The organism is Burkholderia sp. MSMB1835, from assembly GCF_001526365.1.
Lineage (GTDB): Bacteria > Pseudomonadota > Gammaproteobacteria > Burkholderiales > Burkholderiaceae > Burkholderia.
Map to the genome: position 1 here is coordinate 419,300 of NZ_LOYP01000054.1, position 26,994 is coordinate 446,293.

Consider the following 26,994-nt stretch of genomic DNA (forward strand, 5'->3'; position numbering starts at 1 on the left):
CGTGACTTCATTCACCGATTCGATGCCGAACCCGGTCACCGATACGTCGAAGCCCGCCGCCGGCGCGCGCGCGGCGGACGGCTTCGCGCTCGGTCTGCCGCCCCGCCCGGCGCTGCTGTCGCGCCGCGCCTGGCTCGCGCTCGTCGCGCTGTGCGTGGCGATCGGCATCGGCGTGCCGCTCGCCGCGCTCGTCGTGCCGGAAACCAGCGCGCTGCATCTTTCCGCGTACACGATGACGCTCGCCGGCAAGCTGATGTGCTACGCGATCGCCGCGCTCGCGCTCGATCTCGTGTGGGGCTACTGCGGAATCCTGAGCCTCGGCCACGGGTTGTTCTTCGCGCTCGGCGGCTATGCGATCGGCATGTACCTGATGCGCGAGATCGGCCGCGACGGCAAGTACGGCAGCGACCTGCCCGACTTCATGGTGTTTCTCGACTGGCACCAGCTGCCGTGGTACTGGAGCGGCACGCAGCATCTCGCGTGGGCGCTCGCGCTCGTCGTGCTCGTGCCGGCCGTGCTCGCGTGGGTGTTCGGCTTCTTCACGTTCCGCTCGCGCGTGAAAGGCGTGTACCTGTCGATCATCACGCAGGCCATGACGTTCGCCGCGATGCTGCTGTTCTATCGCAACGAGACGGGCTTCGGCGGCAACAACGGCTTCACCGATTTCAAGCGCATCGCCGGCTTCGCGATCACGTCGCCGGGTACGCGCACGGTGCTGTTGCTGCTGACGTTCGCGACGCTCGTGCTGGCGTTCATCGCCGCGCGCGCGATCGTCACGAGCAAGCTCGGACGCGTGGTGACCGCCGTGCGCGACGGCGAGACGCGGCTGATGTTCCTCGGCTACAGTCCGCTCGCGTACAAGCTGTTCGTGTGGACCGTGTCGGCCGTGCTGTGCGGCATCGCCGGCGCGCTGTACGTGCCGCAGGTCGGCATCATCAACCCCGGCGAGATGTCGCCGGGCAATTCGATCGAAATGGCGATCTGGGTCGCGGTGGGCGGGCGCGGCACGCTAATCGGGCCAATCGTCGGCGCGTTCGCGGTGAACGGCGCGAAGAGTTTCTTCACCGCATACTTCGCCGAATACTGGCTGTTCTTCCTCGGCCTGATCTTCGTGCTCGTGCCGCTGTTGCTGCCGCGCGGCATCATGGGCCTCGTCGAAACCGTGCTCGCAAAGGGGAAACGCGCATGAACGGAACGGCGCTCTACCAGTTCACGCCGCCGCCCGAGGACGAACTGCTCGCCGTCAGCGGCAGCGCGTCGATGGGGCGCGTCGTGCCGCCCGGCATCGACACGTCGCACGGCACGATCCTGTATCTCGAGGATATCGAGGTGAGCTTCGACGGCTTTCGCGCGCTGAAGAAGCTGTCGCTCGCGATCGACGCGGGCGAGCTGCGCTGCGTGATCGGCCCGAACGGCGCGGGCAAGACGACGATGATGGACGTGATCACCGGCAAGACGCGGCCCGATGCGGGCAAGGTGTTTCTCGGCCAGACGATCGACCTCGCGCGGATGAACGAGCCCGAGATCGCGCGTGCGGGCATCGGCCGCAAGTTTCAGAAGCCGACCGTGTTCGAACAGCACCCGGTGTGGGAAAACCTCGAACTCGCGATGCAGACCGACAAGGGCTGGCTCGCGTCGCTGCGCGCGCGGCTCGACCGCACCGCGCAGGCGAAGATCGAGGAGACGCTCGCGCTGATCGGCCTCGAAAGCCACGCGTATCGCGCGGCCGGCGAACTGTCGCACGGACAGAAGCAACGGCTCGAAATCGGCATGCTGCTGATGCAGCGCCCCGCGCTGCTGCTGCTCGACGAGCCGGCGGCGGGGATGACCGACCACGAGACGATGGAGCTCGCCGAGCTGCTGAACACGCTGCGCGGCACCTGCTCGATGATGGTCGTCGAGCACGACATGGAATTCGTCGCGGCGCTCGCGGGCGACACGGGGCGCGTGACGGTGATGGCCGAAGGCGCGGTGCTCGCGCACGGCACGCTCGACCAGGTCAAGCGAGACGACGCGGTGATCGAGTCTTACCTCGGACGATGATGCGATGCTGAAAATCGAAGCGCTGAACCAGTACTACGGCGGCAGCCATATCCTGCGCAACGTGAACCTCGCCGCCGACGACGGCAAGCTCACCGTGCTGCTCGGCCGCAACGGCGTCGGCAAGAGCACGCTGCTGCGCTGCCTGATGGGCGTCGTCGCCGCGAAGAGCGGCAGCGTGTCGTGGCGCGGCACCGCGCTCGCCGCACTGCCGCCGTATGCGCGCGTCGCGGCCGGGCTCGCGTATGTGCCGCAGGGCCGCGACATCTTTCCGCGGCTCACCGTCGAGGAGAACCTGCTCGTCGGCGCGGCGAGCCGCAAGGCGCCCTCGAAGGTGCCCGATCGCATCTACGACCTGTTCCCGGTGCTCAAAGACATGCGCGCACGGCGCGGCGGCGACCTGTCGGGCGGCCAGCAGCAACAGCTCGCGATCGGCCGCGCGCTGATGAGCGAGCCGCAGTTGCTGATCCTCGACGAGCCGACCGAAGGCATCCAGCCGTCGATCATCCAGGACATCGGTCGCACGCTGCGCCAGCTCGTCGACGAATCGAAGATGACCGTGCTGCTCGTCGAACAGTATTACGATTTCGCGCGATCGATCGCCGATCGCTACTGGGTGATGAGCCGCGGCGAGATCGTCGCGGGGGGCGATGCGCGCGACATGGAGACGAACGGCGTGCGCGAGCTGATCGCGGTGTGATGCGCGGCACGGCGGTAGGCACCGCGCATGACGACGCAGGAAACACGGGCGGCCGGCTCGCGAAGCGTGCGCACGCGGTGCTTTCGACGAACGCGGCATCTGCATTATTGTTCCGGTAGCATCCACGTTCTTCACGCCCGTTTCCTTCGTTTCCCGTTCGCCGCCGATGTCCGCCCCCGATTCGCAAGCCCCGCTGTCCCGCCCTGCCGTCGCCAAGTCGTGGCGCGGCCGCCTCGAGCTCGGCTTCGAGCGGCACGGCGCGCGCACGACGCTCGTTCACCGGCTGCACGATGGCCCGCTGCGCGTGCAGCGGCCGCTGTATCCGGAAGGCGACGCGATCTGCCACGCGGTGATCGTTCACCCGCCGGGTGGCGTCGCGGGCGGCGACCGGCTCGACATCGACGTCGCGCTCGGCAACGGCACGCACGCGGTGCTGACGACGCCCGGCGCGACCAAGTGGTACAAGTCGAACGGGCTCGATGCGACGCAGCGCATCGGCGTGACCGTCGGCGAGAACGCGAAGCTCGACTGGCTGCCGCAGAACAACCTGTTCTTCGACGCCGCGCACGCGTCGCTCGACTTCACGGTGACGCTCGGCGCCGGCGCGAGCGCGATCGGCTGGGACGCGACGCAGCTCGGCCGGCAGGCGGCCGGCGAAACCTGGTCGGCGGGACGCCTCGCGTCGACCTCGGCGCTCGTCGATGCCGACGGCCGGCCGCTGTGGACCGAGCGCGCGCTGCTCGACGCGCGCGACCCGCTGCGCGGCGCGCTGCAGGGCCTCGCCGGCTTTCCCGTCTACGGCACGCTGTGGGCCGCGGGTGCCGCGTGCGACGCCGCGCTCGCCGAATCGCTTGCCGCGCGCATGCCGTTCGACGACACGCTACGTGCGGGCGCCACCTGCGTGACGCCGGGCGTCGTGCTCGTGCGTGCGCTCGCGACGTCGATGGAAGCGCTGCAGCGCCACTTCGCCGATTGCTGGCTGCAGTTGCGGCCGATCGTGCACGGCGTCGACGCGCGGCCGCTGCGTCTCTGGCAAACCTGAGCGCGCTCGCGCCACGCACCGTTTCGGCGCATTCCACGTCGAGCGCCGCACGTTACTCATGCATCGCGCACCACGAACGCGCATCGCGCTGCATTCGATGCACATGGCACGCGCCTTGCTGCTTACATAACCGATACACGGCGCGCACCGAACAGCGCGGTGCTACGATGCCTCGTGCGTCCGTCCGGTCACGGGTGCACCGACAAAAATTACGTTTTACTGAACGTTTGCCTTCATGAAACTGACTCCCCGCGAAAAGGACAAGCTGCTGATCTTCACGGCGGCGCTGCTTGCCGAACGCCGCCGCGCGCGCGGCCTGAAGCTCAACTATCCGGAGGCGGTCGCGTTCATCACCGCCGCGCTGATGGAAGCCGCGCGCGACGGCAAGACGGTCGCCGAGGTGATGCACTACGGCACGACGCTGCTCACGCGCGACGACGTGATGGACGGCGTGCCGGAAATGATTCCCGACATCCAGGTCGAAGCGACCTTCCCCGACGGCACGAAGCTCGTGACCGTCCACCACCCGATTCCGTGAGGCAACGCATGATCCCCGGCGAAATCCTCACCGACGACGGCGAGCACGAACTGAACGCGGGCCGCGAAACACTGACGCTCGTCGTCGCGAACACCGGCGATCGCCCGGTGCAGGTCGGCTCGCACTATCACTTCTTCGAGGTCAACGACGCTTTGTCGTTCGACCGCGCGGCCGCGCGCGGCTTCCGGCTCAACATCGCGGCCGGCACGGCCGTGCGCTTCGAACCGGGCCAGACGCGCACCGTCGAGCTCGTCGCCCTTGCGGGCGAGCGCGCCGTCTACGGTTTTCAGGGCAAGGTGATGGGGCCGCTGTAAGCCGCGCCCCGCTCTTCAGGAACAGCAACATGACACTACGCTTGAGCCGCCGCGCGTACGCGGAAATGTTCGGGCCGACGACGGGCGACCGCGTCCGGCTCGCCGATACCGAACTGCTGATCGAGATCGAGCGCGATTTCACGACCTACGGCGAGGAAGTGAAATTCGGCGGCGGGAAAGTGATCCGCGACGGAATGGGCCAGTCGCAGCGCGTGGCCGCCGACGTGCCCGACACGGTCGTCACGAACGCGGTGATCCTCGATCACTGGGGTATCGTGAAGGCCGACATCGCGATCAAGCACGGCCGCATCGCCGCGATCGGCAAGGCCGGCAACCCCGACATTCAACCGGGCGTGACGATCGCGATCGGCGCGGCCACCGAAGTGATCGCCGGCGAAGGGCTGATCGTCACCGCGGGCGGCATCGACACGCACATCCACTTCATCAGCCCGCAGCAGATCGACGAGGCACTCGCATCGGGCGTCACGACGATGCTCGGCGGCGGCACGGGGCCGGCCACCGGCACCAACGCGACGACCTGCACGCCGGGCCCGTGGCACATGGAACGGATGCTGCAGGCCGCCGACGGCTGGCCGATCAATCTCGGCTTTCTCGGCAAGGGCAATGCGAGCCTGCCGCAGCCGCTCGTCGAGCAGATCGCGGCCGGTGCGATCGGCCTGAAGCTGCACGAGGACTGGGGCACGACGCCCGCCGCGATCGACAACTGCCTGTCGGTTGCCGACGATACCGACACGCAGGTCGCGATCCATACCGACACGCTGAACGAAGCCGGCTTCGTCGAATCGACGGTCGCGGCGTTCAAGGGCCGCACGATCCACACGTATCACACCGAAGGCGCGGGCGGCGGCCATGCGCCCGACATCCTGAAGGTGTGCGGCGAGGCGAACGTGCTGCCGTCGTCGACCAATCCGACGCGCCCGTACACGATCAACACGCTCGACGAGCATCTCGACATGCTGATGGTGTGCCATCACCTCGATCCGTCGATCGCCGAGGATCTCGCGTTCGCCGAATCGCGGATTCGCCGCGAGACGATCGCGGCCGAGGACATCCTGCACGATCTCGGCGCGCTGTCGATGCTGTCGTCCGACTCGCAGGCGATGGGCCGCGTCGGCGAGGTGATCATCCGCACGTGGCAGACCGCGCACAAGATGAAGGTGCAGCGCGGCGCGCTGCCGGAAGACGGCGCGCGCAACGACAACTTCCGCGCGAAGCGCTACGTCGCGAAATACACGATCAACCCGGCGCTCACGCACGGCATCGCGCACGAAGTCGGCTCGATCGAGCCCGGCAAGTGGGCCGACCTCGTGCTGTGGGAACCGGCGTTCTTCGGGATCAAGCCGTCGATGATCCTGAAGGGCGGGATGATCGCCGTCGCGCAGATGGGCGACCCGAACGCGTCGATCCCGACGCCGCAGCCGGTCCACTATCGCGAGATGTTCGCGACGCGCGGCGGCGCGCTCGCGCGCACGTCTCTGACGTTCGTGTCGCAGATGGCAGCCGATGCGGGCATCGCGCAGCGCTATGGTCTCGCGAAACGGATCGTGCCGGTGCGCAACTGCCGCACCGTGACGAAGGCCGACATGATCCACAACGCATGGCGCCCGTCGATCAGCGTCGATCCGGAAACCTACGACGTGATCGCCGACGGTCAGTTGCTCACCTGCGAACCGGCAACGGTGCTGCCGATGGCGCAGCGCTACTTCCTGTTCTGATTCGGAATCCTTGGTTTCATGCGCACCCTCGACAAACGCATTGCCCCGAACGTGAAGCTCGCCGCGTCGCTCGTCGCACGCGCGCCGACGCTCACGCTCGCCTATGACGCCCGCTGCAAGAGCCGCCTCGCGGCGACGCTCGACACCGGCGAGGACGTCGCGGTCCTGCTGCCGCGCGGCACCGTGCTGCGCGACGGCGACGTGCTCGTCGCCGACGACGGCGCGCTCGTGCGCATCGCCGCGGCGCCCGAAACCGTGCTGCTCGTGCGCGCGGCCGACCCGCTCACGCTGATGCGCGCCGCGTACCATCTCGGCAACCGCCACACGCCGGTCGAGATCGGCGAAGGCTACCTGAAGCTCGAGGCCGATCCGGTGCTCGCGGACATGCTGCGCCGGCTCGGCACGCAGGTCGAATCCACGCATGCACCGTTCCAGCCGGAAGCCGGCGCGTACGGCGGCGGCCACAAGCACGGACACGACGCGACGTTCGCCGAGGATTACGCGCTCGCGCAGCAGGTGTTCGGCGAACACCACGGGCATTCGCATTCGCATTCGCACGATCACGATCACGATCACGATCACGATCACGATCACGATCACGATCACGATCATCAGCATGGTCCCGGCTGCACGCACGGCCACCACGGTCATGACCACCACTGAACTCGTCGCGCTGCTGCACCTCGCGTCGCCCGCGTTGCCGATCGGCGCGTACAGTTACTCGCAGGGGCTCGAAGCCGCGCTCGACGCGAACCTGATCCGCGATGCCGATTCCGCGCGCGACTGGATCGCGAGCGGCCTGACCGACGTGCTCGCGCACGGCGAATTGCCGTTCCTCGCGCACCAGCTCGCGCGCTGGCAGACGCACGACACGCACGCGCTCGCCGCAGAAAACGCCTGGTTCGTCGCGAGCCGGGAATCGGCCGAACTGCGCCGCGAAACCGAACAGATGGGCTGGTCGCTCGCGCAGCTGTGCGCGTCGCTCGAATGGGGCGACGCCGCACGCCGCGCGACGCTCGCATCGCTGTCGCCGGTCGCGCTGCCGACCGCGTTCGCGTATGCGGCCGCCGCCCACGACGCCAGCGCCGACGCGACGCTCGCCGCGTATGCGTTCGGCTGGGTCGAGAACCAGACGTCCGCCGCGCTGAAGGCCGTGCCGCTCGGCCAGCTCGCCGGGCAACGCATCATCGTCGCGCTGCGCGGCGCGATCGACGCGGCCGTGCGCCGCGCGCTCGCGACGCCGCCCGACGCCGTCAACACGTTCGCGCCGCAGCTCGGCATCCTGTCCGCGCGGCACGAAACCCAGTATTCGCGGTTGTTCCGCTCCTGAACCTCATCGCCCGACCATGAACGCACCTGCTCCCTCCTCCGCTCGCCGCACGAAGAAACTGCCGCCGCTGCGCGTCGGCATCGGCGGCCCCGTCGGCTCCGGCAAGACCACGCTGCTCGAAATGCTGTGCAAGGCGATGCGCGAGCGCTACGACCTCGTCGCGATCACGAACGACATCTACACGAAGGAAGACCAGCGGCTGCTGACGGTCGCGGGCGCGCTGCCCGAGGAACGCATCATGGGTGTCGAGACGGGCGGCTGCCCGCACACGGCGATCCGGGAAGATGCGTCGATCAACCTCGAAGCCGTCGACCGGATGCTCGCGCGCTTTCCCGATGCCGACATCGTGTTCATCGAGTCGGGCGGCGACAATCTCGCGGCGACCTTCAGCCCCGAGCTGTCGGACCTGACGATCTACGTGATCGACGTCGCCGGCGGCGAGAAGATTCCGCGCAAGGGCGGCCCCGGCATCACGAAGTCCGACCTGCTCGTGATCAACAAGACCGACCTCGCGCCGCTGGTCGGTGCGAACCTCGACGTGATGGCGTCCGACACGAAGAAGATGCGCGGCGAGCGGCCCTACGTGATGACGAACCTGAAGGCGCTCGACGGCGTCGCGGACGTGATCGCGTTCATCGAGAAGAAGGGTTTGCTGACGGTGTGAGCCGCGTGGCGGCGCGCGGCGACGCCGCCGCGCGTGTCCGGGCGGCATCGCGCCGCCCGTCCCGCCGTCTATGCGTCGTCGGCGGCGTCCGGCAGCGCACGCGCGCCGGCTTCGGGCGGCGGCAGCAGCGCGGCGAGCACGTCGACCGTGCGCGCGGTCGCGCCGCGGTGACGCGACGCGAAGGCCGCACCGGCCGCGCCCATCGCGATGCGCCGCGCCTTGTCGGCGAACAGCGCGTCGAGCACGTGTGCGAGATCGAGCGGATCCTCGACCTGCATCGCCGCACCTGCCGCGACCGCATCGGCGGTCGCCTGCGTGAAGTTGAACACGTGCGGCCCGATCAGCACCGGCACGCCGACCGCGCACGCTTCGATCAGGTTCTGCCCGCCGAGCGGCAGCAGGCTGCCGCCGATGAACGCGATGTCGGCCGCCGCGTAATACGCGCCGAGCTCGCCCATCGAATCGCCGAGCAGCACCGTCACGTCGTCCGGCAGCGGGTCGGCGGCCGGACGGCCCGCCGCGAGCGCGGCCGCATCGGCGGCCCAGACCGAGCGCCGCACGCATTTGAGCCCGCTGCGCGCGACGAGCGCCTCGACTTCGGCGAAGCGCTGCGGATGACGCGGCACGAGCACCAGCAGCGCGCCGGGCGTGCGCATTTCCGCGAACGCCTGCAGCACCAGCGCCTCTTCGTTCTCGCGCGTGCTGGCGGCGACCCACACCGGCCGCGCACCGATCGCGTCGCGCCACGCATGGCCGCGCGCCGCGAGTTCCGGCGGCGTCGTCATGTCGAACTTCAGGTTGCCGAGCACGGCCACGTTGCGTGCGCCGAGCGACGTCAGCCGCTCCGCATCGGCCGGGCTCTGCGCGAGCACGCGCGAGAAGCCGCCGAACACGTCGCGCGTCGCCGCGCCGAACTTCGCCGCGCGCCGGAACGAACGCGCGGACATCCGCGCATTGGTCAGCACGAGCGGCACGTCCGCGCGGCGGCACTCGTCGATCAGCGTCGGCCACACCTCGGTTTCCATCACGAGGCCGAGCGTCGGCCGCCATGCGTGCAGGAAGCGCCGCACCGCGCCCGGCATGTCGTACGGCAGGTAGCAGCGCAGCACGCGATCGCCGAAGATCTGTTCGCCGGTCGCGCGGCCGCTCGGCGTCATGTGCGTGAGCAGGATGCGTGCATCGGGACGCGCACGCAGCAGCGCATCGATCAACGGCTGCGCCGCGCGCGTCTCGCCGACCGACACCGCATGCACCCAGATCAGCGGCGCGCGGTCGTCGCGCGAGCGGCCCGCGACGTGGCCGAAGCGCTCGCCGATATGCTCGCGATAGCCGCGCTCCTTGCGCGAGCGCACGTAGAGCCGGATGACCGCGGCCGGCGCGACGAGCCACCACAGCGCGCGATAGATCGCCCTCAGCATGCGGCCGCCCGGGTGTGGCGTCGAAGCAGGTGCGCGCTCAAACCAGCGCCCTGCCCGTCAGGCGTTCGAGAATGCCGAGCGGCGCGCACTCGCGGCGGACCATCGCATCGACCGGCAGGAAGAAGGTCTGCTCGAGCATGAACTGGCCGGACATCACAGCGTGCGAAGTCTGATCCGAGAAACATATCCACACGCTGCCCGGCGGAAACGGCATCGTTTGCTGCGGGCAAGTCTTCTGATAGTCGAGATCGGCCTTCATCCCGTCGTGCAGGTTCAGCATCAGATGGTCGTACGCGCTGCGCGGCGATTTCGTCACGTGCAGCAGGTTCAGCAGCCACGCCGAGCCCGGGAGCTGCGGCCGGATCGTCGGCAGGAAACGCTTCGCGACGTCCTCGAACGGCTCGCCGACCCGCCACACGCGCGGCACGCCGGCCGGATTCACGTTCGTGAACACGCGCAGGATGCGCTCGCCGTAGTTCGGCCGCGACGGGAACGCGTCGACGTGCAGCCGGCTGTCGTCCTTGCGCCACGACGTCTGGCGCGTCTCGACCTGCATCAGCCGCAGGCTCGTCGGCGCGACGCGCAGCTTGCCGCGGTATTCGGGAAAGAGGCCGTCGACGAGCGTGCCGGCCTGCTGCTGGAAGCGCGCGACGAGCGCGCGCACGGCCGATTGCGTGACGCTGTCGCCGAGCACGCCGGCGAGCGCGCCGCCGTTCGGCGCGAGGCTGATGTTCTTGCGTTTCGGATCGGCGAGCGCCGGATCGAGCAGCGCTTCCTCGCCGCCTTCGATCGCGAAGCGCAGGTGCGGGAAATACAGCACCTTGCCTTCCTCGACCGCGGCCAGCAACTGCTCGCGCGGCGCCGACAGGTTGTGTCCGCTCCAGTCGGCGGACGGGACTTCGATGATCTGGGATTCGCTCATGATCGGTTCGCGTGTGGACAGCGTTACAGGAGACCGAAGCCCGCGAGCGCCGACTTCACCTGCGCGATCGACGGGGGCTGCCCCGCCGTGCCGAGATTGACGACGTTCGGCGACCAGTAGCCGCCGGTCCGCCAGGCCGTCGCGAAATTGTACAGTTCGATCGTCGGACGCTTCAGCGCGGCCGCGATGTGAACCAGACCTGTATCAACCCCGACCGTCGCGGCCGCACCGTCGATCAGCCCGACCACGGCCGGCAGCGACAGCTTCGGCGGCACGATCGCCGCCGCGCCGAATTCCTTCGCGAGCCGCTCGCTGGTCGCGCGCTCCGCGTCGTTGCCCCACGGCAGCACGAGCGACGCACCGCGCCGCACGAGCGCCTGGCCGAGCTCGATCCATGCGGCGTCCGGCCACTGCTTGTCGGCGCGCGACGTCGCATGGACGAACACGACGTACGGCACCGGCAGGTTCAGGCCGAGCGCGGCTACCGCGAGCGCCGCCGCGCGCGTGTCGAGGCCGAATTCGACCGGATCGGCCGGGGTCGGCGCCGGGTCGTCCAGCGCGGCCGCGACGAGCTGGCGCGAGCGCTCGACCACGTGCGTGCGCGGCGCGATCGGCACGCGCTTGCGGTAGAAGAAACGCACCGGCCATTCGTAGCCGGCGCCGTCGGTGCGGTTGCCGAGCCCGACGAGCGGGCCGCGCGCCCAGCTCGCGACCCACGCCGTCTTGATGAGGCCCTGGCAGTCGATCACGAGGTCGTACTGCTCGGCCGCGAGGCGCCGGCGGAAGGCGCGAATCTCGCGCCACGTCGCGCCCGAGAACGGCTTCTTGCGCCAGCGGCGCAGCGAGAACGGCAGCACGTTGCGCACGCCGTCGACGAGCCGCACGAGGTCGACGAAGCTTTCCTCGACGAGCCAGTCGATCTGCGCATCGGGGTGACGGCGCCGGATATCGGCGATCACCGGCATGTTGTGCACGACGTCGCCCAGCGACGACACGCGCACGATCAGGATCTTTTGCACGCTGAAAAAACGCCGGCTGGCAGCCGGCGACGGACATAAAGGGGGGATTTTATCCCGGCCGAAGGGCCGGATAGACAAAAAGCGGCCGCGCGCCGGGGGCGCGCGCCGCTTTTCGGGACGAGCACGGCCGACGAACGGCCGTCGTACGGGCGGCCCGCCGGCCGCCGGCGCTCAGAACGGCAGCTTGACGTCCGGCTTCGCGGCCGTCAGCACGCGGCGGAAGTCTTCCTGGATGCGCTTGAGCCCTTCCTGCGTCTCGGCCTCGAAACGCATCACGACGACCGGCGTCGTGTTCGACGAACGCGCGAGGCCGAAGCCGTCCGGGTACTCGACGCGCAGGCCGTCGATCGTCACGACTTCCTCGGCGCCGTCGAACTTCGCCTCTTTCTGCAGCTTGTCGATCAGGCGGAAATTCTCGCCTTCGTCGAGCCAGAGCTGCAGTTCGGGCGTGCTCATCGCGTCCGGCAGGCTGTTGAGCAGCGCGCTCGGATCGGCCGTCTTCGCGAGGATCTCGAGCAGCCGTGCACCGGTGTACAGGCCGTCGTCGAAGCCGTACCAGCGATCCTTGAAGAACACGTGGCCGCTCATTTCGCCGGCGAGCGGCGCACCGGTCTCGCGCAGCTTCGCCTTCACGAGCGAGTGGCCCGTCTTCCACATCAGCGGCTCGCCGCCCTTCGACTTCACCCACTGCGCGAGGTGGCGCGTGCACTTCACGTCGTAGATGATCTGCGCGCCCGGATTGCGCGACAGCACCTCTTCCGCGAACAGCATCAACTGGCGGTCCGGATAGATGATCTGACCGTCCTTCGTGACGACGCCCAGGCGGTCGCCGTCGCCGTCGAACGCGAAGCCGAGCTCCGCATCGGTGTCCTTCAGCGCCTGGATCACGTCCTGCAGGTTTTCCGGGTGGGCCGGATCGGGGTGGTGGTTCGGGAACGTGCCGTCGATGTCGGTGAAGCGCTCGACGAGTTCGCAGCCGAGCGCCTTGAACAGGCGCGTCGCGAGCGGGCCCGCGACACCGTTGCCGGCATCGACCACGAGCTTCAGCGGCCGGGCGAGCTTCACGTCGCCGACGATGCGTGCGATGTATTGATCCGCGACGTCGATCGCTTCATACGTGCCGCTGCCCGTCTCGAACCGCTCGTCGACGATGCGGCGGTACAGCGCCTGGATCTGCTCGCCGTAAATCGCGGCGCCGCGCAGCACCATCTTGAAGCCGTTGTAGTCGGGCGGGTTGTGACTGCCCGTGACGACGATGCACGAATCGACGCGGCGCTCGCCGCCCTTCAGCGCCAGCGGCACGTTCGCCGCGAAATAACCGACCGGCGTCGGCACCATGCCGACGTCCACGACGTCGACCCCGGCCGCACGCAGGCCGTCGGCCAGCGCGCCGACCAGCTCCGGCCCGGACAGGCGGCCGTCGCGCGCGACGACGACCGCATCGCCGCCCTGCGCACGCACTTCGCTGCCGAATGCCCGACCGATGCCGCGCGCGGTGTCGACGTCGAGTGTCTTGCCGACCACGCCACGAATGTCATATGCCTTGAAGATGGATTGGGAGATCATCGATTCTCTTCTCTCGGTTGCGTGCATGGAAAATTGTCTGGCTTGCGCGGCCGCCGCTCGCGGGTCCCGCACATGATACGTGCCTGCCGGCACGACACGGCGAGCAACGGCTGGAGCAGCCGCGATCCCACTTATAATCGCGGGTTTTGATGACGCGCATGTCGCCCATTTTAATGCCTAGCCGTCCCGCCGCCGCCCACCCGCCGTTTCCGGCCGCCCGCCGCGCGCGCCGCCGCTGCCGCGCATGCTGAAGCGCTTCGGCAACCCGGACGTCGCGAAGGCCGTCGCGAACCTCGTCTGGCTGGGGCTCGAACGGCTCACGCAGATCGGCGTCGCGATCGCGATCAGCGGCCTGCTGGCCCGTTATTTCGGGCCAGATGTGTTCGGCAAATGGCAGTATGCGAATACGCTTCTCCTGGTACTGGCGCCGCTCACCTGGGTGTGCGGCGCGGAAATCCTCGTCCCGACCATCGTCCAGCGCCCGCCCGCCCAGCTCGGCGCGGTGCTCGGCAGCGCGTTCGTGCTGCGCATCGCCGTGTCGGCCGCCGCGCTCGTCGCGACCTGGATCGCGATCGCCGCGGGCGCCTTCGACCCGCTGGTCGGCGCGATGCTCGCGGGCCTGGCGGTCACGATGGTGTTCCGCGAGCCGTTCGTCGGCGTGATCAACGCGTGGCTGCAGAGCATGACCTACAGCAAGCCGCAGCTCGTCACCAGCATGGTCACCGCGCTCGCCAAGGCGCTGCTCGTCTGGCTGCTGGTGCGCGCGGCCGCCGGCCCCGCCCGCTTCGCGTGGCTGTGGGCGCTGGAAGCCGCCGCGATCGGCTTCGCACTGCTGCTGTACTACCGTCACCGTAACGGCGGTGCGCTCGGCTGGACGTTCGATACCCCGCTGTTCCGGCACTTTGCGACGGCCGGCACCGTGTTCTGGCTCGGTCTCATCTGCATGTACCTGTTCCTGAAGCTCGACCGCCTGATGCTCGAGCGCCACGTGTCGTTCGCCGACCTCGGCCGCTATTCGGCCGCGCAGCAGCTCAACGAGAACTGGATCACCCTCGCGCTGATGCTCGCGCAGACGATCGCGCCCGCCTTCGTCTACCGCGTGCAGGACGTCGCCCGGCTGCGCCGCAACATCGTCCGGCTGATCGCGATGACGGCCGGCCTGATGACCGCCGGCGCGCTCGTGCTCGACGCGGCCGCCCCGCTGATCGTCGGCAAGGTGTTCGGCCGCGGCTACGAGGCGTCGGTCGACATCTTCCGCTGGGCCGTCTGGCTGTCCGTGCCGGCCGGCATCGAGGCGATAGGCAATCTTATCGTTCTCAAATATCAAGCAAAATTCGTGTTGCTGACGAAATGGCTGCTCGCGCTGGCGATCGCCGCGCTCGTCAACCTGTTCGCGATCCCGCGGCTCGGCCTGTACGGCGCGCTCGTCGGGCTGGCGGCCGGCTACCTGGCCGCCGCCGCCGTCAACTTTTATTACATCCGTTTCAAGCTGCGAACATGACGTCCCCCGATTGCCCGCCCCCGCTCGACGACGTGGCCGTGCTGATGCCGGCCTACAACGGGCACGACGACGTCGTCCGCACCCTCGCGTCGTTTCGCGAGGATGCGCCCGTGCACGTGCTGATCGTCGACGACGGCAGCACGCCGCCGATCGTCGCGCCCGACTTGCCGGGCCTGTCGATCGACGTGCTGCGCATGCCGCGCAACGGCGGCATCGAACGCGCGCTGGCGGCCGGCATCGATGCGCTCGCGGCGCGCGGTTTCCGCTACGCGGCCCGCATCGACGCGGGCGATCTCGCCGCGCCGCAGCGCCTCGCGAAAGAGCGCGCCTATCTCGGCGCCCACCCGCGCGTGGCCTGCGTCGGCATGTGGACGCAGGTCGTGTCGCGCGCCGGCGAGCCGCGCTTCATGCTGACGCCGCCCGCCGATCCGCGCACGCTGCGCCGCACCCGCTTCCTGCGCTCGCCGCTCGTGCATCCGTCGGTCATGTTGCGCATCGACGCCGTGCGCGAAGTGGGCAACTATCGCGCGAAGTACCGCGCGGCCGAGGATCTCGATCTTTTTTTACGGTTAATGCAACGCTACGATTGCGCGAACCTGCCGGAACTCGGCCTGTATTACGAGCTTAACGAGGGCGGGATCAGCGCGACCAAACGCCGGCGCCAGCTGGTGTCGACGCTCACGCTGCTGCTGCGCCACTTCAACGTGCTGAACCCGTACGACTGGGCCGGCCTCGCCAAGAACCTGCTGCATTTCGTGACGCCGTACCGTACGCTGCAGCGGATCAAGCAGACGCTGTTCGCCGCGCGGCCGTCCGCCTGACGCGTATCCGGCCCGCTCGGCAATTTCGACGCTTTATTTTTTCTTTTTTTCATGTCCGCCACCTCCCCGCTGCGCATCGCGCTCGTCTGCAACACGGCCTGGGCGATCTACACGTACCGCCACGGGCTGATCCGTGCGCTCGTCGCGCGCGGCGCCGAGGTCGTCGTGATCGCGCCGCACGACCGCACGGTGCCGCTGCTCGAGCAGATGGGCTGCCGCTACGTGGCGCTCGCGGTCGCGTCGAAAGGCACGAGCCCGCGCGAGGATCTCGGCACGCTCGCCGCGCTGGTGCGCCACTACCGCGCGCTGCGGCCCGATCTCGTGTTCCATTACACGATCAAGCCGAACATCTACGGCTCGGTGGCCGCATGGCTCGCGCGCGTGCCGTCGATCGCGGTGACGACGGGGCTCGGTTACGTATTCATCCAGAAGAGCCGCGCGGCGAGCGTCGCGAAACGCCTGTACCGGTTCGCGTTCCGCTTTCCGCGCGAAGTCTGGTTCCTGAACCGCGACGATCTCGCGACCTTCGCCGACGAACGGCTGCTCGCGCATCCCGAGCGCGCGCGGCTGCTGCACGGCGAAGGCGTCGATCTCGACCAGTTCGCGCCCGTGCCGCTGCCCGCCGGCGACGCGCCCGTCTTCATCCTGATCGGCCGCCTCCTGTGGGACAAGGGCGTGCGCGAATACGTCGAAGCCGCGCGCCGCGTGCGCGAGCGCGTCCCGAACGCGCGCTTCCAGCTGCTCGGGCCGCTCGGCGTCGACAATCCGAGCGCGATCGGTCGCGCGGATGTCGACGCGTGGGTCGGCGAAGGCATCGTCGAATATCTCGGCGAAGCGCACGACGTGCGCCCGCACATCGCGGCGGCCGATTGCGTCGTGCTGCCGTCGTACCGCGAAGGCGTGCCGCGCACGCTGATGGAGGCATCGGCGATGGGGCGGCCGATCGTCGCGACCGACGTGCCGGGCTGCCGCGACGTCGTCGCCGACGGCGAAACGGGCTTCCTGTGCCGCGTGCGCGACAGCGGGAGCCTCGCGGAGCAACTGAATCGCATGATCGCGCTCGGGCCGCAAGGCCGTGCGGCGATGGGCGCACGCGGCCGGCACAAGGTCGCGGCGGAATTCGACGAACAGCAGGTCGTCGAACGCTACAGGGAGACCATCCATTCGTTGACAGGATTCACACTCTGAAGGAGCGCATCAGCAATGACCGCTAAAGGCACCATCCTCGTCACCGGCGGCGCCGGCTATATCGGCTCGCACACGGCCGTCGAACTGCTCGACAACGGCTACGACGTCGTGATCGTCGACAACCTCGTCAACAGCAAGGCCGAGTCCGTGCGCCGCATCGAGCAGATCACGGGCAAGACGCCCGCGTTCCACCAGGTCGACGTGTGCGACGAAGCCGCGCTCGCGAAGGTGTTCGACGCGCACCCGATCACCGGCACGATTCACTTCGCGGCGCTCAAGGCCGTCGGCGAATCGGTCGCGAAGCCGCTCGAGTACTACCAGAACAACATCGGCGGCCTGCTCGCCGTGCTCAAGGTCATGCGCGAGCGCAACGTCAGGCAGTTCGTGTTCAGTTCGTCCGCGACCGTGTACGGCGTGCCCGACCGCTCGCCGATCGACGAATCGTTCCCGCTGTCCGCGACCAACCCGTACGGCCAGTCGAAGCTGATCGCCGAGCAGATCCTGCGCGATCTCGAGGTCTCGGACCCGTCGTGGCGCATCGCGACGCTGCGCTACTTCAACCCCGTCGGCGCCCATGCGAGCGGGCTGATCGGCGAAGATCCGGCCGGCATTCCGAACAACCTGATGCCGTACGTCGCGCAGGTTGCGGTCGGCAAGCTGGAGAAGCTGCGCGTGTTCGGCTCCGACTACCCGACGCCGGACGGCACCGGCGTGCGCGACTACATCCACGTCGTCGATCTCGCGAAGGGGCACATCGCCGCGCTCGACGCGCTCGCCAGGCGCGACGCGAGCTTCGTCGTGAACCTCGGCACCGGCCAGGGCTACAGCGTGCTGGAAGTCGTGCGTGCGTTCGAGAAGGCGTCGGGCCGCCCGGTGCCGTACGAACTCGTCGCGCGCCGCCCGGGCGACATCGCCGAGTGCTATGCGAACCCGCAGGCCGCGGCCGACATCATCGGCTGGCGTGCGACGCTCGGCATCGAGGAAATGTGTGCCGACCACTGGCGATGGCAGGAGGGGAACCCGCGCGGTTTTGTATAATCCGCTGTCCATTTTTCGAGCGATCCCATGCTCAGCTTCGCGTCCGGCTTCATCGTCTCCTTGCTCGTCACGCTGTTCATCGTGCGCTACGCGCACCTTCACGAGAAATTCTCGATCGACAGCGACCTGGCCGGCGTGCAGAAATTCCACGTGCGGCCGGTGCCGCGAGTGGGGGGCATCGGGATCCTCGCCGGGGTCGTCGTGGCCGGGCTGCTCGTCTCGCGGCGCTATCCGACGATCGCCGGCAGCATTCTCGGGATCGCTGCCTGCGGGTTGCCGGCGTTCCTGTCCGGCCTCGTCGAGGACCTGACCAAGCGCGTGTCGCCGCGCGCGCGGCTGCTCTGCACGATGGGCGCGGCCGCGCTGGCGTTCTGGCTGATGGGCATCGCGGTCAAGCGCATCAGCGTGCCGCCGCTCGATTTCCTGCTCGGGTATGTCGCCATCTCGGCGTTCATCACGGTGCTCGCGGTCGCGGCGCTCGCGAATGCGATCAACATCATCGACGGCTTCAACGGGCTCGCATCGATGGTCAGCTTCATGATGTTCGCGTCGCTCGCGTACGTCGCGTTCCACGTCAACGACCCGGTCGTGATGTCCGCGTCGATCATCATGATGGGCGCCGTGCTCGGCTTCTTCCTGTGGAATTTCCCGGCCGGGCTGATCTTCCTCGGCGACGGCGGCGCGTATTTCATCGGGTTCATGCTCGCGGAACTCGCGATCATGCTCGTGATGCGCAATCGCGAAGTGTCCGCGTGGTACCCGGTGCTGCTGTTCATGTATCCGATCTTCGAGACCTGCTTCTCGATCTACCGGAAGAAGTTCATTCGCGGGATGTCGCCGGGGATTCCGGACGGCGTGCACCTGCATATGCTCGTGTACAAGCGGCTGATGCGGTGGGCCGTGGGGACGAAGCATGCGCACGATCTGACGCGACGCAATTCGCTGACTTCACCTTATCTGTGGCTGCTGTGCCTCGTCGCGGTGATTCCGGCGACGCTGTTCTGGCGGCATACGGTGCATTTGTTCGTGTTCGTCGTGCTGTTCGCGCTCACTTATGTCTGGCTTTATCTCAGCATCGTGCGGTTCAGGGCGCCCAGATGGATGGTCGTGCGCAAGCACCGACAGAGCCGCTGAGCGATACGCCGCTTCCAGACAAAAAAAGCGCCCATGCCGGGCGCTTTTTTGTTCGTCTCAACGTGCGCGGCTCACAGCCTGATCGCGTCACCCGTTGGATGCGACGCGCACCGACGGCACGCTCTGCAACACGGGAGCAACGGCCGTCTGGTATTCCGGCACCCAGCGCCGCAGATCGCGCCGCACTTCGTCGTCGGACAACACGCGATGCTGCATCAACCACGGCAGCAATTCATCGAGCAGGTTGTCCGGTACTTCGCGCGCGCGCGCGATCCGCAGTTTCGGGTGCGGCGTACGCGTCGTCGCCTCATCGTCCGCCAGCAGTTCCTCGTACAGCTTCTCGCCCGGCCGCAGCCCGGTGAACTCGATGCGGATCTGCTCTTCCGAGAAGCCGTACAGGCGGATCAGGTCGCACGCGAGATCGACGATCTTCACCGGCTCGCCCATGTCGAGAATGAAGATCTCGCCGCCCTGCCCCATGCTCGACGCCTGCAGCACGAGCTGCGACGCTTCCGGAATCGTCATGAAGAAACGCGTGATTTCCGGATGCGTGACCGTCACCGGGCCCCCCTTCGCGATCTGCTGCTGGAACTTCGGGATCACGCTGCCCGCGCTGCCGAGCACGTTGCCGAATCGCACCGTCTCGAACTGCGTGCGCCCGCTCGTCTGCTGCAACGCCTGGCACGCCATTTCGGCGAGGCGCTTGCTCGCGCCCATCACGTTGGTCGGATTGACGGCCTTGTCGGTCGAGATCAGCACGAAATGACGCACGTCGTGGCGGATCGCCGCCCGCGCCACGCGATAGGTGCCGAGCACGTTGTTGCGCAGCGCCTGCCATGCGTTGTGCTCTTCCATCAACGGCACGTGCTTGTAGGCGGCCGCATGGAACACGATGTGCGGCGCATGGCGCGACATCACCTGGTCGAGCAGCAGCGAATCCTTCGCATCGCCGATGATCGGCAGGACGGGAAGATCGGGGAAGCGCTCGCGCAGCTCCTCGGTCAGCCGATACATCGCGTATTCGGACAGGTCGAACGCAACGAGCTGCGCCGGCGCGAAGCGCAGGATCTGCCGGCACAGCTCGGAGCCGATCGAGCCGCCCGCGCCCGTCACCATCACGACGCGGCCGCGCAGCAGCGCCTCGACGTGCGGCGTGTCGATCGTCACCGCATCGCGGCCGAGCAAATCCTCGAGATCGATGCTTCGTACCTGCGACAGGAAGCCCTGCCCCGGCATCAGTGCGGTCAGCGAAGGCAGCACCATCGCCTTGACGCCGGCGCGCACGCACAGGGTCGCGACGCGACGCTGAGTTTCGACCGACGCCGACGGAATCGCGATGATCGCGTATTCGACCTTCATCGCATCGGTCCAGTGCTTGAGATCGTTGAACGAGCCGAGCACCTTGTAGCCGTAGATCTCGCGGCCCTGCTTCGTGACGTCGTCGTCGAGCAGGCCGACGAGGCGCCATTCGCCGGAGCGCGACAGTTCGCGCGCAAGGCTCGCGCCGGCCGTGCCGGCGCCGAGCACCAGCACCGGCTTGCCCTTGCCGACGAGCCCGCCGTACAGGTAGTACTCCTTGGTCGCGCGATACAGCGCGCGTGCGCCGCCCATCGCCAGGAACAGCATCAGCGGCGACACGAGCAGCACCGAGCGCGGAATGATCGGCTGCGGCTGGAACATCACGGCGCCGATCATCACGATCACGCCGCCGCCGACTACGGCCTTCGAGATCCGAACGAGGTCGGGAAGGCTCGCGAATACCCATAGGCCGCGATACAGGCCGAACACGAGGAACATCAGCGCATAGACGGGCAGCACCCAGACGAGCGCCGTCAACGCGCCGCCAAGGAAATCAGACGGAATACTGCCGTTGAATCGGACAAGATAGGCGAACAACCACGCGGCGGTGACCGCCGTCAGGTCAAACAGGAAAGCGCTTAGCGAAAGCCATGATGCTTTGGATCGCAACATCGGCGGGAAACCTCAAGAGTTATTTTCGGCGGCCGACTGAAACCGGCGCCAACGCATGTCGATCACCAATCCGATACATGCCAGGACGCCATACCACGCGAAGAACGACAGCCACTGCTGCAGTTCCGGGCGGCCCTTTGCCCACACGGCGACGATTATGCCTGCGAGCATGATGAGGTACCAATAAAGAGCAGTCCGGCGGTGACCTACGCCCGCCCGGACCATCCTTTGATAATAGTGCTCCCGGTGCGCCTGCCAGAACTTTTCGCCACGTAACAGACGTCTCAAAAGTGTTACAGATGCATCGGCAATAAAGGGCGCAAACACCAACGCCGGGAACCAGATCGGCCACACGCCCCCGCTCCAGCCCCAGTAGCCAAGCGCTCCAGCCAGGAATCCGAGCGGAATCGAGCCGGCATCGCCGAGAAACAGCCGAGCGGGATGGAAATTCAGCAGCAAGAAGCCGAGTGCGGCGCCGGAGATAGCCGCCCCGGCCACGACCAGATCCGGCGACGGCGTCGGGCCGGTCAGCGCCGCGACCGCGTACGCGCCGAAGCCGAACAGCGCCATGCCGCCCGCGAGGCCGTCCGCGCCATCCATGAAGTTGTACAGGTTCGTCAGCCAGACCATCGCGAAACCCACGCCGGCAAGCAACCACCAGGGTGCGGCGGCAGGAAAGACGACGATCAGCGAGACGACCGCCGCAAGATGTGCCGAGAACCGCACGCGTGCCGGCAGCCCGCGCCGGTCATCGATCTGCGACATCGCGGCCAGCCCCGCGGCGGCGGCGACGATGAGCCACAACCGCGGCGCCAGCGCCAGGAGCACAACGATGCATACCGGCACGATGCCCCATCCGCCGACCCGCGGCGTCGGCAGCGTATGGAGCGAACGGTCGTTCGGAATGTCGGTGGCGAGGCGCCATGCGAGGCCGGTCGCGAGCAGCATGCGCAGGGCGGCCGTCGATGCGAGGGCAGCGACCAGCGCCACCACGACCGCGGCAGGCCATGTGGAAATCGAGAAATGCATGTCGACTATTGTTGTGTATCGCGCGAACGATACCATGCGGCGGTCGCTTCGAGGCCCTGGCGAGTCGTATAGGGGGGATGCCAGCCAAGTACGCACGTGATCCGGCCCGTATCGAGCTGGAGACTGCCGGTCAGGCGGTCGATCGCCGCCCGACGCCCGGTCAGCGCGCCGAGCGCCCGCAGCACGACGGACGGGACGGCAATCAGGCGTGCCGGTTTGCCAAGTGCATCGCCGACCAGGCGCAACAGGTTCGTGACCGACGGCGCGTCATCGTCGGCGACGTGGAAGCACTCGCCGGCCGCGCGCGGATCGATCGCGCATTGCAGCAGTGCGTCGGCCAGGTTGTCGACGTAGACGATGCTGCGGCGCGCCGGGATGGAACCGAGCGGCAGCGGCATCCCACGCGCAACCGCGTCCATCATGCGCAGAAAGTTGGCGCGGACCGCCGGACCGTAGACCAGCGGTGGTCGAACAACCACGACCTCGAACCCGTTCGACACACCGAACTGCGCAAGCTGCTGCTCCGCTCGCAGCTTCGAGCGGCCGTACGCATCCTGCGGACCGGGACGCGCGGTTTCCGACAACGGCACCCCGCCATCGTTCTCGCCAACTGCCTTGATGCTGCTCGCGTAGACGATGCGGCGCACGCCGTGGTGGCGCGCCGCCTCGGCGAGACGCAGGGTGCCGGCGACGTTGGTCGCGTCGAACGCAGCGTCGGGATCGGGCGATTCGTCGCGCATCACGTGCACGCGGGCCGCGAGGTGGATCACACAGTCGGCGACCAGATCGGCTGGCCAACCTGCATCCACGCCTTCGAAATCGGCTGCGTCATGCACCCATTCGCGTACGCCGGCGATGCATCCTCCCGCGCGCCTTACCAGGGCAGTAACGGTATGTCCGGCGTCCAGCGCGCGGCGGCAGACCGCGCGACCGACGAAGCCGTTTGCACCGGTCACGACGAGACGGCTCACCACAGCCTCCAGCCGAAGCGGTTGTAGAACTTGAAGGCCGACGCGGCGAACATCCGGATATGCGCGAAGCCCTTGCGCGATGCGCCGCCGCCGTGATGGATCACGCGCACCGACGGGACGTAGGCGACGCGGGCGACGTCGTGGGTGCGCAGGCTGAGGTCGTAGTCTTCGAAGTACAGGAAATAGCGCGGGTCGAAACCGCCGAGTTTCTTCAGGACTTCAGTGCGGAACAGCATGAAGCAGCCGCTGACGATGGGCGGATCCCAGACGATGTCGCGGTCGTTGATCACGTCGCGCATCTCGTAGCGGGCGAGGCGTACGTCGAAAAACTGCCGAATTCGCGCAGGTAAAAATCCGCGCGCGAAAAGGTCGAATAAGGTCGGGAAGCGACGGCACAAGTACTGGATGCCTCCTCCGTCCTCGCCAATGTACGGCGTCAACAGTCCGGCGTCCGGATACGCGTCGAGAAAATCGAGCGCTCGCTCCAGCGCATCGGGAGTTGTATCGATATCGGGGTTGAGGACGAGGTGATAGTCGCTCTCAACCACATCGACCGACAAATTATGGCCACGTGCATAACCGATGTTGCCGTGACCTGTCAGCACGCTGCATTCGATGCTCGCCTCAAGAAAAGCGTCTCGAGCCACCGCCAGTTTCGCCGCGTCGCCTCCGTTGTCGATCAGGAAAACACGGACGGCAAGCCCGGGATGCGCCTTGCGCAATTCCCGGCAGGCGACGAGCAAACTCGAGAAAGTCTGCACAAGCATTGCTGCATCGGAGTGAAAGGTCACTACGGAAACAGACAACACCTCGTCTTTGGGCGTGGACGAACAAGAAAGAAGAGACTCGGAGCAAGGAGATACCACGTTTTAACAGAATCCGTAAGGTCACGGGCAAGTGTGCCACATTCATCGCGCCCGGAGACCGCACTTGTCCAATTTTCACAACCACGCCTCACCCGCGAGCCAACGCGCCAATTCTCGTGCCGCTCGTATCCGGTGCCGTTACACCGCCTTGCTGATGCGTACCTCGGGTTACCCCAACGCAGAACTGCGTTGCAATCAACCTACCTATCGCATCGAAACACCGTGACATCTGTATGCGGGCCGACAGATTGAACGGATCTGAGTCTCGCAATCTTGCGAAGCGATGCGTGAAGGGGCTCAGAGAAGTACACCATCGGATTTCTGGCGCGCCCGTCATAGTCGCCGCCATACCCGGAAACAGCGGTGTTCTCTCGGTTGCGCGCCGTCGGTCACTTCCTGAAGCCGTGCTAGCTCTCGAGCCCCATACGGCGATGCCTTCCCAAGTGCGTCGGGCGTTTGGCGCTCCAAAGCATGCTTTGTCAGATATGGCCGCGACAGGCAAGACCATTTGCGAATAGTTACGGCGCTAGCGCCCCCGTGACATTTCCGCGAACATGGACGAACGCTTCGTCGGAACCGCCTCCCACAGCCCGCCTACGCCGTCATATCGGGGTACGCGGTCGGATCCCACTGGATGATGACGCAAGAGGCGTAAGGTAAAATATGCCTCTCCGCCGCTCCATATCGCGGCTGATCCAGCCCCACGGAAACAATAGGCGTTATCTCGACGCTATCGCCTGAGAGTATCGAATGAATACGGCCAAGTTCCGAGTCCTCCTGCTTGACACGAAATATCGCAACCCGAACCACTACATCTGCCTTGCGGTGCTCGGTGCCCTCAAACGCCATCCGGACGTCGAATTCGTGGCAAACGCCGATCCTATCGATGCCATGTCGGCAGCAGTCAAGAACCGTTGCAACTTGTTTATTGCGTTCGACGGCGAGGAACTGGACACCACGCTCTGCGCTCAACTCAGCCGGGCCTGCGGACGAGCCGCTCTGTGGGTAACGGAAGACCCTTACGAGATCAATATCAATGTCCGACATGCCGAGTACTTCGATCTGGTATTCACGAACGATTCGTCCAGCGTCGATGCGTACGGGGGCAAGGGCAATCATCTGTCTCTCGCCGGCTCCACCGAATTCCATTCGCTACCGGTCTGTCCGGTAGATCGTCCGCTGCGGTATGAGTTGTTTTTCGCTGGAACGGCATGGCCGAACCGAAGCGCCTTTCTTCGTTCGATCCTCAAACGCTTCCCGACCGACTGGAAGTGCAAGATTGCGCTGCCGACGAACCAGTTCCTCCCGCCTCATGGCGTCGACCTGCCGGAGAGCACGCTTTCGTGGCGCACGTCTCCAGTCGACTTCGCGCGATTCGTCAATCGCAGTGCTATCACGTTAATGCTTCCTCGCGTTTTTTCGGCATCCGGAGGACGCGAGTTTGCGGAAACGCCGCCACCCCGTTTGTTCGAGGCTGCGCTGGCTGGTGGGGCACAAATGATTCACGAGTCACTGGCAGAAATCGACCAATCGTTTGAGCCCGGCAAGGAGGTCATACTTTTCTCCTCGGAGCTGGACTTCCTCGAGAAAGCGACCGAACTCGTCAACAACCGACCATACCGTAATACGATCGCCGAGGCGGCTCGCAAACGCGCACTTGAACAGCATACGTACGACTCTCGGATCCATACGATGTTGACTCGCGTGGCCACTCTTCCAGTCAGGCCAGTCACGTCGAAACAGGATAAGACACATACACTGCTCTTCGTCACCCACAACATTCCCAGCCGAGGCAATTTCGGCGGAGTGGAAGTCTATCTCGACTATCTAAAGCAATCGCTGCCAGAAAACTGGAAGATCCTGTTTTACGCCCCCGACATGCGTGGACGGAAAAATTCGACCTGTGTACTTTCTGATAGCTACGAAGAAATTGCGCGTTACCAGTTCAGCACCGGTTACTCGCCTGCGCTGCTGACGTGCGATGAACGTGAACGCGCGTTCCGCGAAGTGCTTCGCGATCACGGCGTCGATTTGGTCCACTTCCATCACTTCGTCGGACACGTCCCGTCGCTTGCGCACGTTGCCAAGCACCTCGGCATTCCGACCGCGTTCACAGCCCACGACTTCTTCGGGGTGTGTCATGAATTCAACCTGTTGTCTTACAAGAAGGAGTTTTGCGGCGCTCCCGACGTCTCGATTTCGCAATGCGATGTTTGCCTGGGAAACAAACACAATATCGCCAGCGGATCGCAGGCCGCACGCAGGAATTTCTGGAACGACGTGCTGCGTCATCTGGACATGCTCGTGTTCAACACCGAATATAGCAAGCAAACGTTCGCGCAGATCTATCCAGCTGTCCGACAGCATCAGCACACGCGAGTACTGCCGGTTCCTATCCCGGACGGCAGTATCCAGCGACAACACCACACGGCACGACCACTGAAAATAGCGCTACTCGGCAATCTCACGTTCCAGAAAGGCGGCGACGTGCTAGCGCGAGCACTACCCTCGCTCGCAACCGCTCCCGTCGAATTTCATATCTTCGGGCGCGTAGATCCGCAGTACGACTGGCTGTCGAACCGGAACAAGCACAAGAACATCACCGTTCACGGTACGTACGACGTCGGCAAATTACCCGACGCGCTTCGCGAATGCCAAGTATCCCTTCACGTCTCGATCTGGCCTGAAACCTACTGCCTTACCTTGTCCGAGGCATGGCAACTCGGCTTGGTACCGATCGTAGCGGATATAGGCGCACTAGGTGAACGTGTCACACACATGGTGAACGGTATCAAGATCAAGCCGAACGACGAAGGCTCGCTCATTGATTCGATCCATGCCCTTGCTAACGCGCCCGACCTGCTTGAGTCGCTGAGGAGCGGTGCGACCGAAGCGAACTACTCGCAACTTTCCCGGCATGCCGAACTGCTTCGCAGGGAATATTCAGTGTTGCTCGACGATACTCCTCGTGCGCTGATGAAGGATGTTCCTCTGACACATCCCCCGATTCAAGAGTTGGGTGTCGTTCTCCCATCGCCCAATTGGCAACTCGGAACCGCGCAGTCGATCATCGGGCCATCCTATCTGACACAGATTCGGCGCCTGCATCATTTCTACAAGACAAACGGACTTCGCCCGACCGTGCGCATCCTGACTAATCGTATTCGCACCTCGCGATGACCTACG

General features: G+C 66.4%; 24 protein-coding genes. 16 read left to right on the forward strand and 8 right to left on the reverse strand.

Translation table 11 applies throughout. The features are described from left to right. Position 1 precedes the first annotated feature (1 nt). The 10 genes from urtC (at position 2) to ureG (ending at position 8,364) form a co-directional block, all read left to right on the forward strand. Positions 2 to 1,189, forward strand: coding sequence for an urea ABC transporter permease subunit UrtC (gene urtC / locus WS96_RS27945; RefSeq protein WP_059836919.1), 1,188 nt, complete (start codon positions 2 to 4; stop codon positions 1,187 to 1,189). Next, a complete protein-coding gene (gene urtD / locus WS96_RS27950) occupies positions 1,186 to 2,043 on the forward strand; it encodes an urea ABC transporter ATP-binding protein UrtD (protein ID WP_034206610.1) in 858 nt (285 codons plus the stop codon). Before urtC ends, urtD begins: the two co-directional genes overlap by 4 nt. A gap of 4 nt (positions 2,044 to 2,047) precedes the next feature. Beyond that, entirely contained in the window at positions 2,048 to 2,740 is a 693-nt protein-coding gene (gene urtE, locus WS96_RS27955) for an urea ABC transporter ATP-binding subunit UrtE (RefSeq protein ID WP_059836921.1), read from the forward strand. A gap of 166 nt (positions 2,741 to 2,906) precedes the next feature. Then, positions 2,907 to 3,782 (forward strand): urease accessory protein UreD, encoded by an 876-nt coding sequence (locus WS96_RS27960; protein WP_059836923.1) that lies wholly within the window; start codon positions 2,907 to 2,909, stop codon positions 3,780 to 3,782. A 235-nt stretch (positions 3,783 to 4,017) separates the two neighbouring features. Next, positions 4,018 to 4,320, forward strand: coding sequence for an urease subunit gamma (gene ureA, locus WS96_RS27965; protein ID WP_006406310.1), 303 nt, complete (start codon positions 4,018 to 4,020; stop codon positions 4,318 to 4,320). A gap of 8 nt (positions 4,321 to 4,328) precedes the next feature. Beyond that, on the forward strand, positions 4,329 to 4,634 hold the full coding sequence (locus tag WS96_RS27970) for an urease subunit beta (protein ID WP_034206607.1): 306 nt from the start codon (positions 4,329 to 4,331) through the stop codon (positions 4,632 to 4,634). Positions 4,635 to 4,663: 29 nt separating this feature from the next. Then, positions 4,664 to 6,370, forward strand: coding sequence for an urease subunit alpha (gene ureC / locus WS96_RS27975; protein ID WP_059836924.1), 1,707 nt, complete (start codon positions 4,664 to 4,666; stop codon positions 6,368 to 6,370). 18 nt (positions 6,371 to 6,388) lie between these two features. Next, the gene (gene ureE, locus WS96_RS27980; RefSeq protein WP_059836927.1) at positions 6,389 to 7,033 is read left to right on the forward strand and encodes an urease accessory protein UreE; all 645 of its coding nucleotides are present in this window, start codon (positions 6,389 to 6,391) and stop codon (positions 7,031 to 7,033) included. Beyond that, the gene (locus tag WS96_RS27985) at positions 7,020 to 7,700 is read left to right on the forward strand and encodes an urease accessory protein UreF (protein ID WP_059836929.1); all 681 of its coding nucleotides are present in this window, start codon (positions 7,020 to 7,022) and stop codon (positions 7,698 to 7,700) included. Before ureE ends, WS96_RS27985 begins: the two co-directional genes overlap by 14 nt. Before the next feature lie 16 nt (positions 7,701 to 7,716). Next, positions 7,717 to 8,364: an urease accessory protein UreG gene (gene ureG / locus WS96_RS27990; protein WP_034206603.1), complete on the forward strand. Its 648-nt coding sequence runs from the start codon at positions 7,717 to 7,719 to the stop codon at positions 8,362 to 8,364. A 68-nt stretch (positions 8,365 to 8,432) separates the two neighbouring features. Here ureG and waaA read toward each other — a convergent pair whose 3' ends face one another. From waaA to WS96_RS28010, 4 genes are all read right to left on the reverse strand, one after another. Further along, positions 8,433 to 9,782, reverse strand: a complete 1,350-nt coding sequence (gene waaA, locus WS96_RS27995) for a lipid IV(A) 3-deoxy-D-manno-octulosonic acid transferase (protein ID WP_059836931.1) — start codon at positions 9,780 to 9,782, stop codon at positions 8,433 to 8,435. Positions 9,783 to 9,819: 37 nt separating this feature from the next. After that, on the reverse strand, positions 9,820 to 10,704 hold the full coding sequence (locus WS96_RS28000) for a Kdo hydroxylase family protein (protein WP_034206601.1): 885 nt from the start codon (positions 10,702 to 10,704) through the stop codon (positions 9,820 to 9,822). A gap of 23 nt (positions 10,705 to 10,727) precedes the next feature. Beyond that, complete coding sequence (gene waaC / locus WS96_RS28005) at positions 10,728 to 11,723, reverse strand: lipopolysaccharide heptosyltransferase I (protein WP_027783735.1); 996 nt, start codon at positions 11,721 to 11,723, stop codon at positions 10,728 to 10,730. A 171-nt stretch (positions 11,724 to 11,894) separates the two neighbouring features. Continuing rightward, a complete protein-coding gene (locus WS96_RS28010; RefSeq protein WP_059499854.1) occupies positions 11,895 to 13,289 on the reverse strand; it encodes a phosphomannomutase/phosphoglucomutase in 1,395 nt (464 codons plus the stop codon). Between the two features lie 244 nt (positions 13,290 to 13,533). Between WS96_RS28010 and WS96_RS28015 the strand changes: the two genes are divergently transcribed. The 5 genes from WS96_RS28015 to WS96_RS28035 are packed head-to-tail and all read left to right on the forward strand — an operon-like array spanning position 13,534 to position 18,971. After that, a complete protein-coding gene (locus tag WS96_RS28015) occupies positions 13,534 to 14,790 on the forward strand; it encodes a lipopolysaccharide biosynthesis protein (protein ID WP_034206599.1) in 1,257 nt (418 codons plus the stop codon). Next, the gene (locus WS96_RS28020; RefSeq protein ID WP_059836933.1) at positions 14,787 to 15,611 is read left to right on the forward strand and encodes a glycosyltransferase; all 825 of its coding nucleotides are present in this window, start codon (positions 14,787 to 14,789) and stop codon (positions 15,609 to 15,611) included. Before WS96_RS28015 ends, WS96_RS28020 begins: the two co-directional genes overlap by 4 nt. A gap of 51 nt (positions 15,612 to 15,662) precedes the next feature. Further along, positions 15,663 to 16,799 carry a glycosyltransferase family 4 protein gene (locus WS96_RS28025; protein WP_059836935.1) on the forward strand — a complete coding sequence of 379 codons (1,137 nt, stop codon included), beginning with the start codon at positions 15,663 to 15,665 and terminating at the stop codon, positions 16,797 to 16,799. Positions 16,800 to 16,814: 15 nt separating this feature from the next. Beyond that, on the forward strand, positions 16,815 to 17,837 hold the full coding sequence (gene galE, locus WS96_RS28030) for a UDP-glucose 4-epimerase GalE (protein ID WP_059836937.1): 1,023 nt from the start codon (positions 16,815 to 16,817) through the stop codon (positions 17,835 to 17,837). Positions 17,838 to 17,864: 27 nt separating this feature from the next. After that, positions 17,865 to 18,971, forward strand: a complete 1,107-nt coding sequence (locus WS96_RS28035) for an MraY family glycosyltransferase (RefSeq protein ID WP_059836939.1) — start codon at positions 17,865 to 17,867, stop codon at positions 18,969 to 18,971. Between the two features lie 87 nt (positions 18,972 to 19,058). Here WS96_RS28035 and WS96_RS28040 read toward each other — a convergent pair whose 3' ends face one another. From WS96_RS28040 to WS96_RS28055, 4 genes are read right to left on the reverse strand one after another with little or no spacing between them, the layout of a single operon-like run. Beyond that, complete coding sequence (locus tag WS96_RS28040; protein WP_059836940.1) at positions 19,059 to 20,942, reverse strand: polysaccharide biosynthesis protein; 1,884 nt, start codon at positions 20,940 to 20,942, stop codon at positions 19,059 to 19,061. Between the two features lie 12 nt (positions 20,943 to 20,954). Next, on the reverse strand, positions 20,955 to 21,971 hold the full coding sequence (locus tag WS96_RS28045) for an MraY family glycosyltransferase (protein ID WP_059836942.1): 1,017 nt from the start codon (positions 21,969 to 21,971) through the stop codon (positions 20,955 to 20,957). A gap of 5 nt (positions 21,972 to 21,976) precedes the next feature. Beyond that, positions 21,977 to 22,942 (reverse strand): UDP-glucose 4-epimerase family protein, encoded by a 966-nt coding sequence (locus tag WS96_RS28050; RefSeq protein WP_059836998.1) that lies wholly within the window; start codon positions 22,940 to 22,942, stop codon positions 21,977 to 21,979. Then, positions 22,939 to 23,808, reverse strand: a complete 870-nt coding sequence (locus WS96_RS28055; RefSeq protein ID WP_059836943.1) for a glycosyltransferase family 2 protein — start codon at positions 23,806 to 23,808, stop codon at positions 22,939 to 22,941. Before WS96_RS28055 ends, WS96_RS28050 begins: the two co-directional genes overlap by 4 nt. A gap of 750 nt (positions 23,809 to 24,558) precedes the next feature. On the opposite strand from WS96_RS28055, the gene WS96_RS28060 reads away from it, so the two are divergent. After that, positions 24,559 to 26,988: a glycosyltransferase family protein gene (locus WS96_RS28060; RefSeq protein ID WP_059836944.1), complete on the forward strand. Its 2,430-nt coding sequence runs from the start codon at positions 24,559 to 24,561 to the stop codon at positions 26,986 to 26,988. Positions 26,989 to 26,994: the final 6 nt, after the last annotated feature.

Bases quoted from the DNA above. Each gene is read 5' to 3' on its own strand.
- WS96_RS28035 (WP_059836939.1), top strand. From the start codon at position 17,865: ATGCTCAGCTTCGCGTCCGGCTTCATCGTCTCCTTGCTCGTCACGCTG.
- WS96_RS28020 (WP_059836933.1), top strand. From the start codon at position 14,787: ATGACGTCCCCCGATTGCCCGCCCCCGCTCGACGACGTGGCCGTGCTG.
- urtE (WP_059836921.1), top strand. From the start codon at position 2,048: ATGCTGAAAATCGAAGCGCTGAACCAGTACTACGGCGGCAGCCATATC.
- urtD (WP_034206610.1), top strand. From the start codon at position 1,186: ATGAACGGAACGGCGCTCTACCAGTTCACGCCGCCGCCCGAGGACGAA.
- ureA (WP_006406310.1), top strand. From the start codon at position 4,018: ATGAAACTGACTCCCCGCGAAAAGGACAAGCTGCTGATCTTCACGGCG.
- WS96_RS27960 (WP_059836923.1), top strand. From the start codon at position 2,907: ATGTCCGCCCCCGATTCGCAAGCCCCGCTGTCCCGCCCTGCCGTCGCC.
- ureC (WP_059836924.1), top strand. From the start codon at position 4,664: ATGACACTACGCTTGAGCCGCCGCGCGTACGCGGAAATGTTCGGGCCG.
- ureG (WP_034206603.1), top strand. From the start codon at position 7,717: ATGAACGCACCTGCTCCCTCCTCCGCTCGCCGCACGAAGAAACTGCCG.
- WS96_RS28060 (WP_059836944.1), top strand. From the start codon at position 24,559: ATGAATACGGCCAAGTTCCGAGTCCTCCTGCTTGACACGAAATATCGC.
- WS96_RS28000 (WP_034206601.1), bottom strand. From the start codon at position 10,704: ATGAGCGAATCCCAGATCATCGAAGTCCCGTCCGCCGACTGGAGCGGA.
- waaA (WP_059836931.1), bottom strand. From the start codon at position 9,782: ATGCTGAGGGCGATCTATCGCGCGCTGTGGTGGCTCGTCGCGCCGGCC.
- WS96_RS27970 (WP_034206607.1), top strand. From the start codon at position 4,329: ATGATCCCCGGCGAAATCCTCACCGACGACGGCGAGCACGAACTGAAC.
- WS96_RS28010 (WP_059499854.1), bottom strand. From the start codon at position 13,289: ATGATCTCCCAATCCATCTTCAAGGCATATGACATTCGTGGCGTGGTC.
- WS96_RS28025 (WP_059836935.1), top strand. From the start codon at position 15,663: ATGTCCGCCACCTCCCCGCTGCGCATCGCGCTCGTCTGCAACACGGCC.
- WS96_RS28015 (WP_034206599.1), top strand. From the start codon at position 13,534: ATGCTGAAGCGCTTCGGCAACCCGGACGTCGCGAAGGCCGTCGCGAAC.
- galE (WP_059836937.1), top strand. From the start codon at position 16,815: ATGACCGCTAAAGGCACCATCCTCGTCACCGGCGGCGCCGGCTATATC.
- WS96_RS28045 (WP_059836942.1), bottom strand. From the start codon at position 21,971: ATGCATTTCTCGATTTCCACATGGCCTGCCGCGGTCGTGGTGGCGCTG.
- ureE (WP_059836927.1), top strand. From the start codon at position 6,389: ATGCGCACCCTCGACAAACGCATTGCCCCGAACGTGAAGCTCGCCGCG.
- WS96_RS27985 (WP_059836929.1), top strand. From the start codon at position 7,020: ATGACCACCACTGAACTCGTCGCGCTGCTGCACCTCGCGTCGCCCGCG.
- WS96_RS28040 (WP_059836940.1), bottom strand. From the start codon at position 20,942: ATGTTGCGATCCAAAGCATCATGGCTTTCGCTAAGCGCTTTCCTGTTT.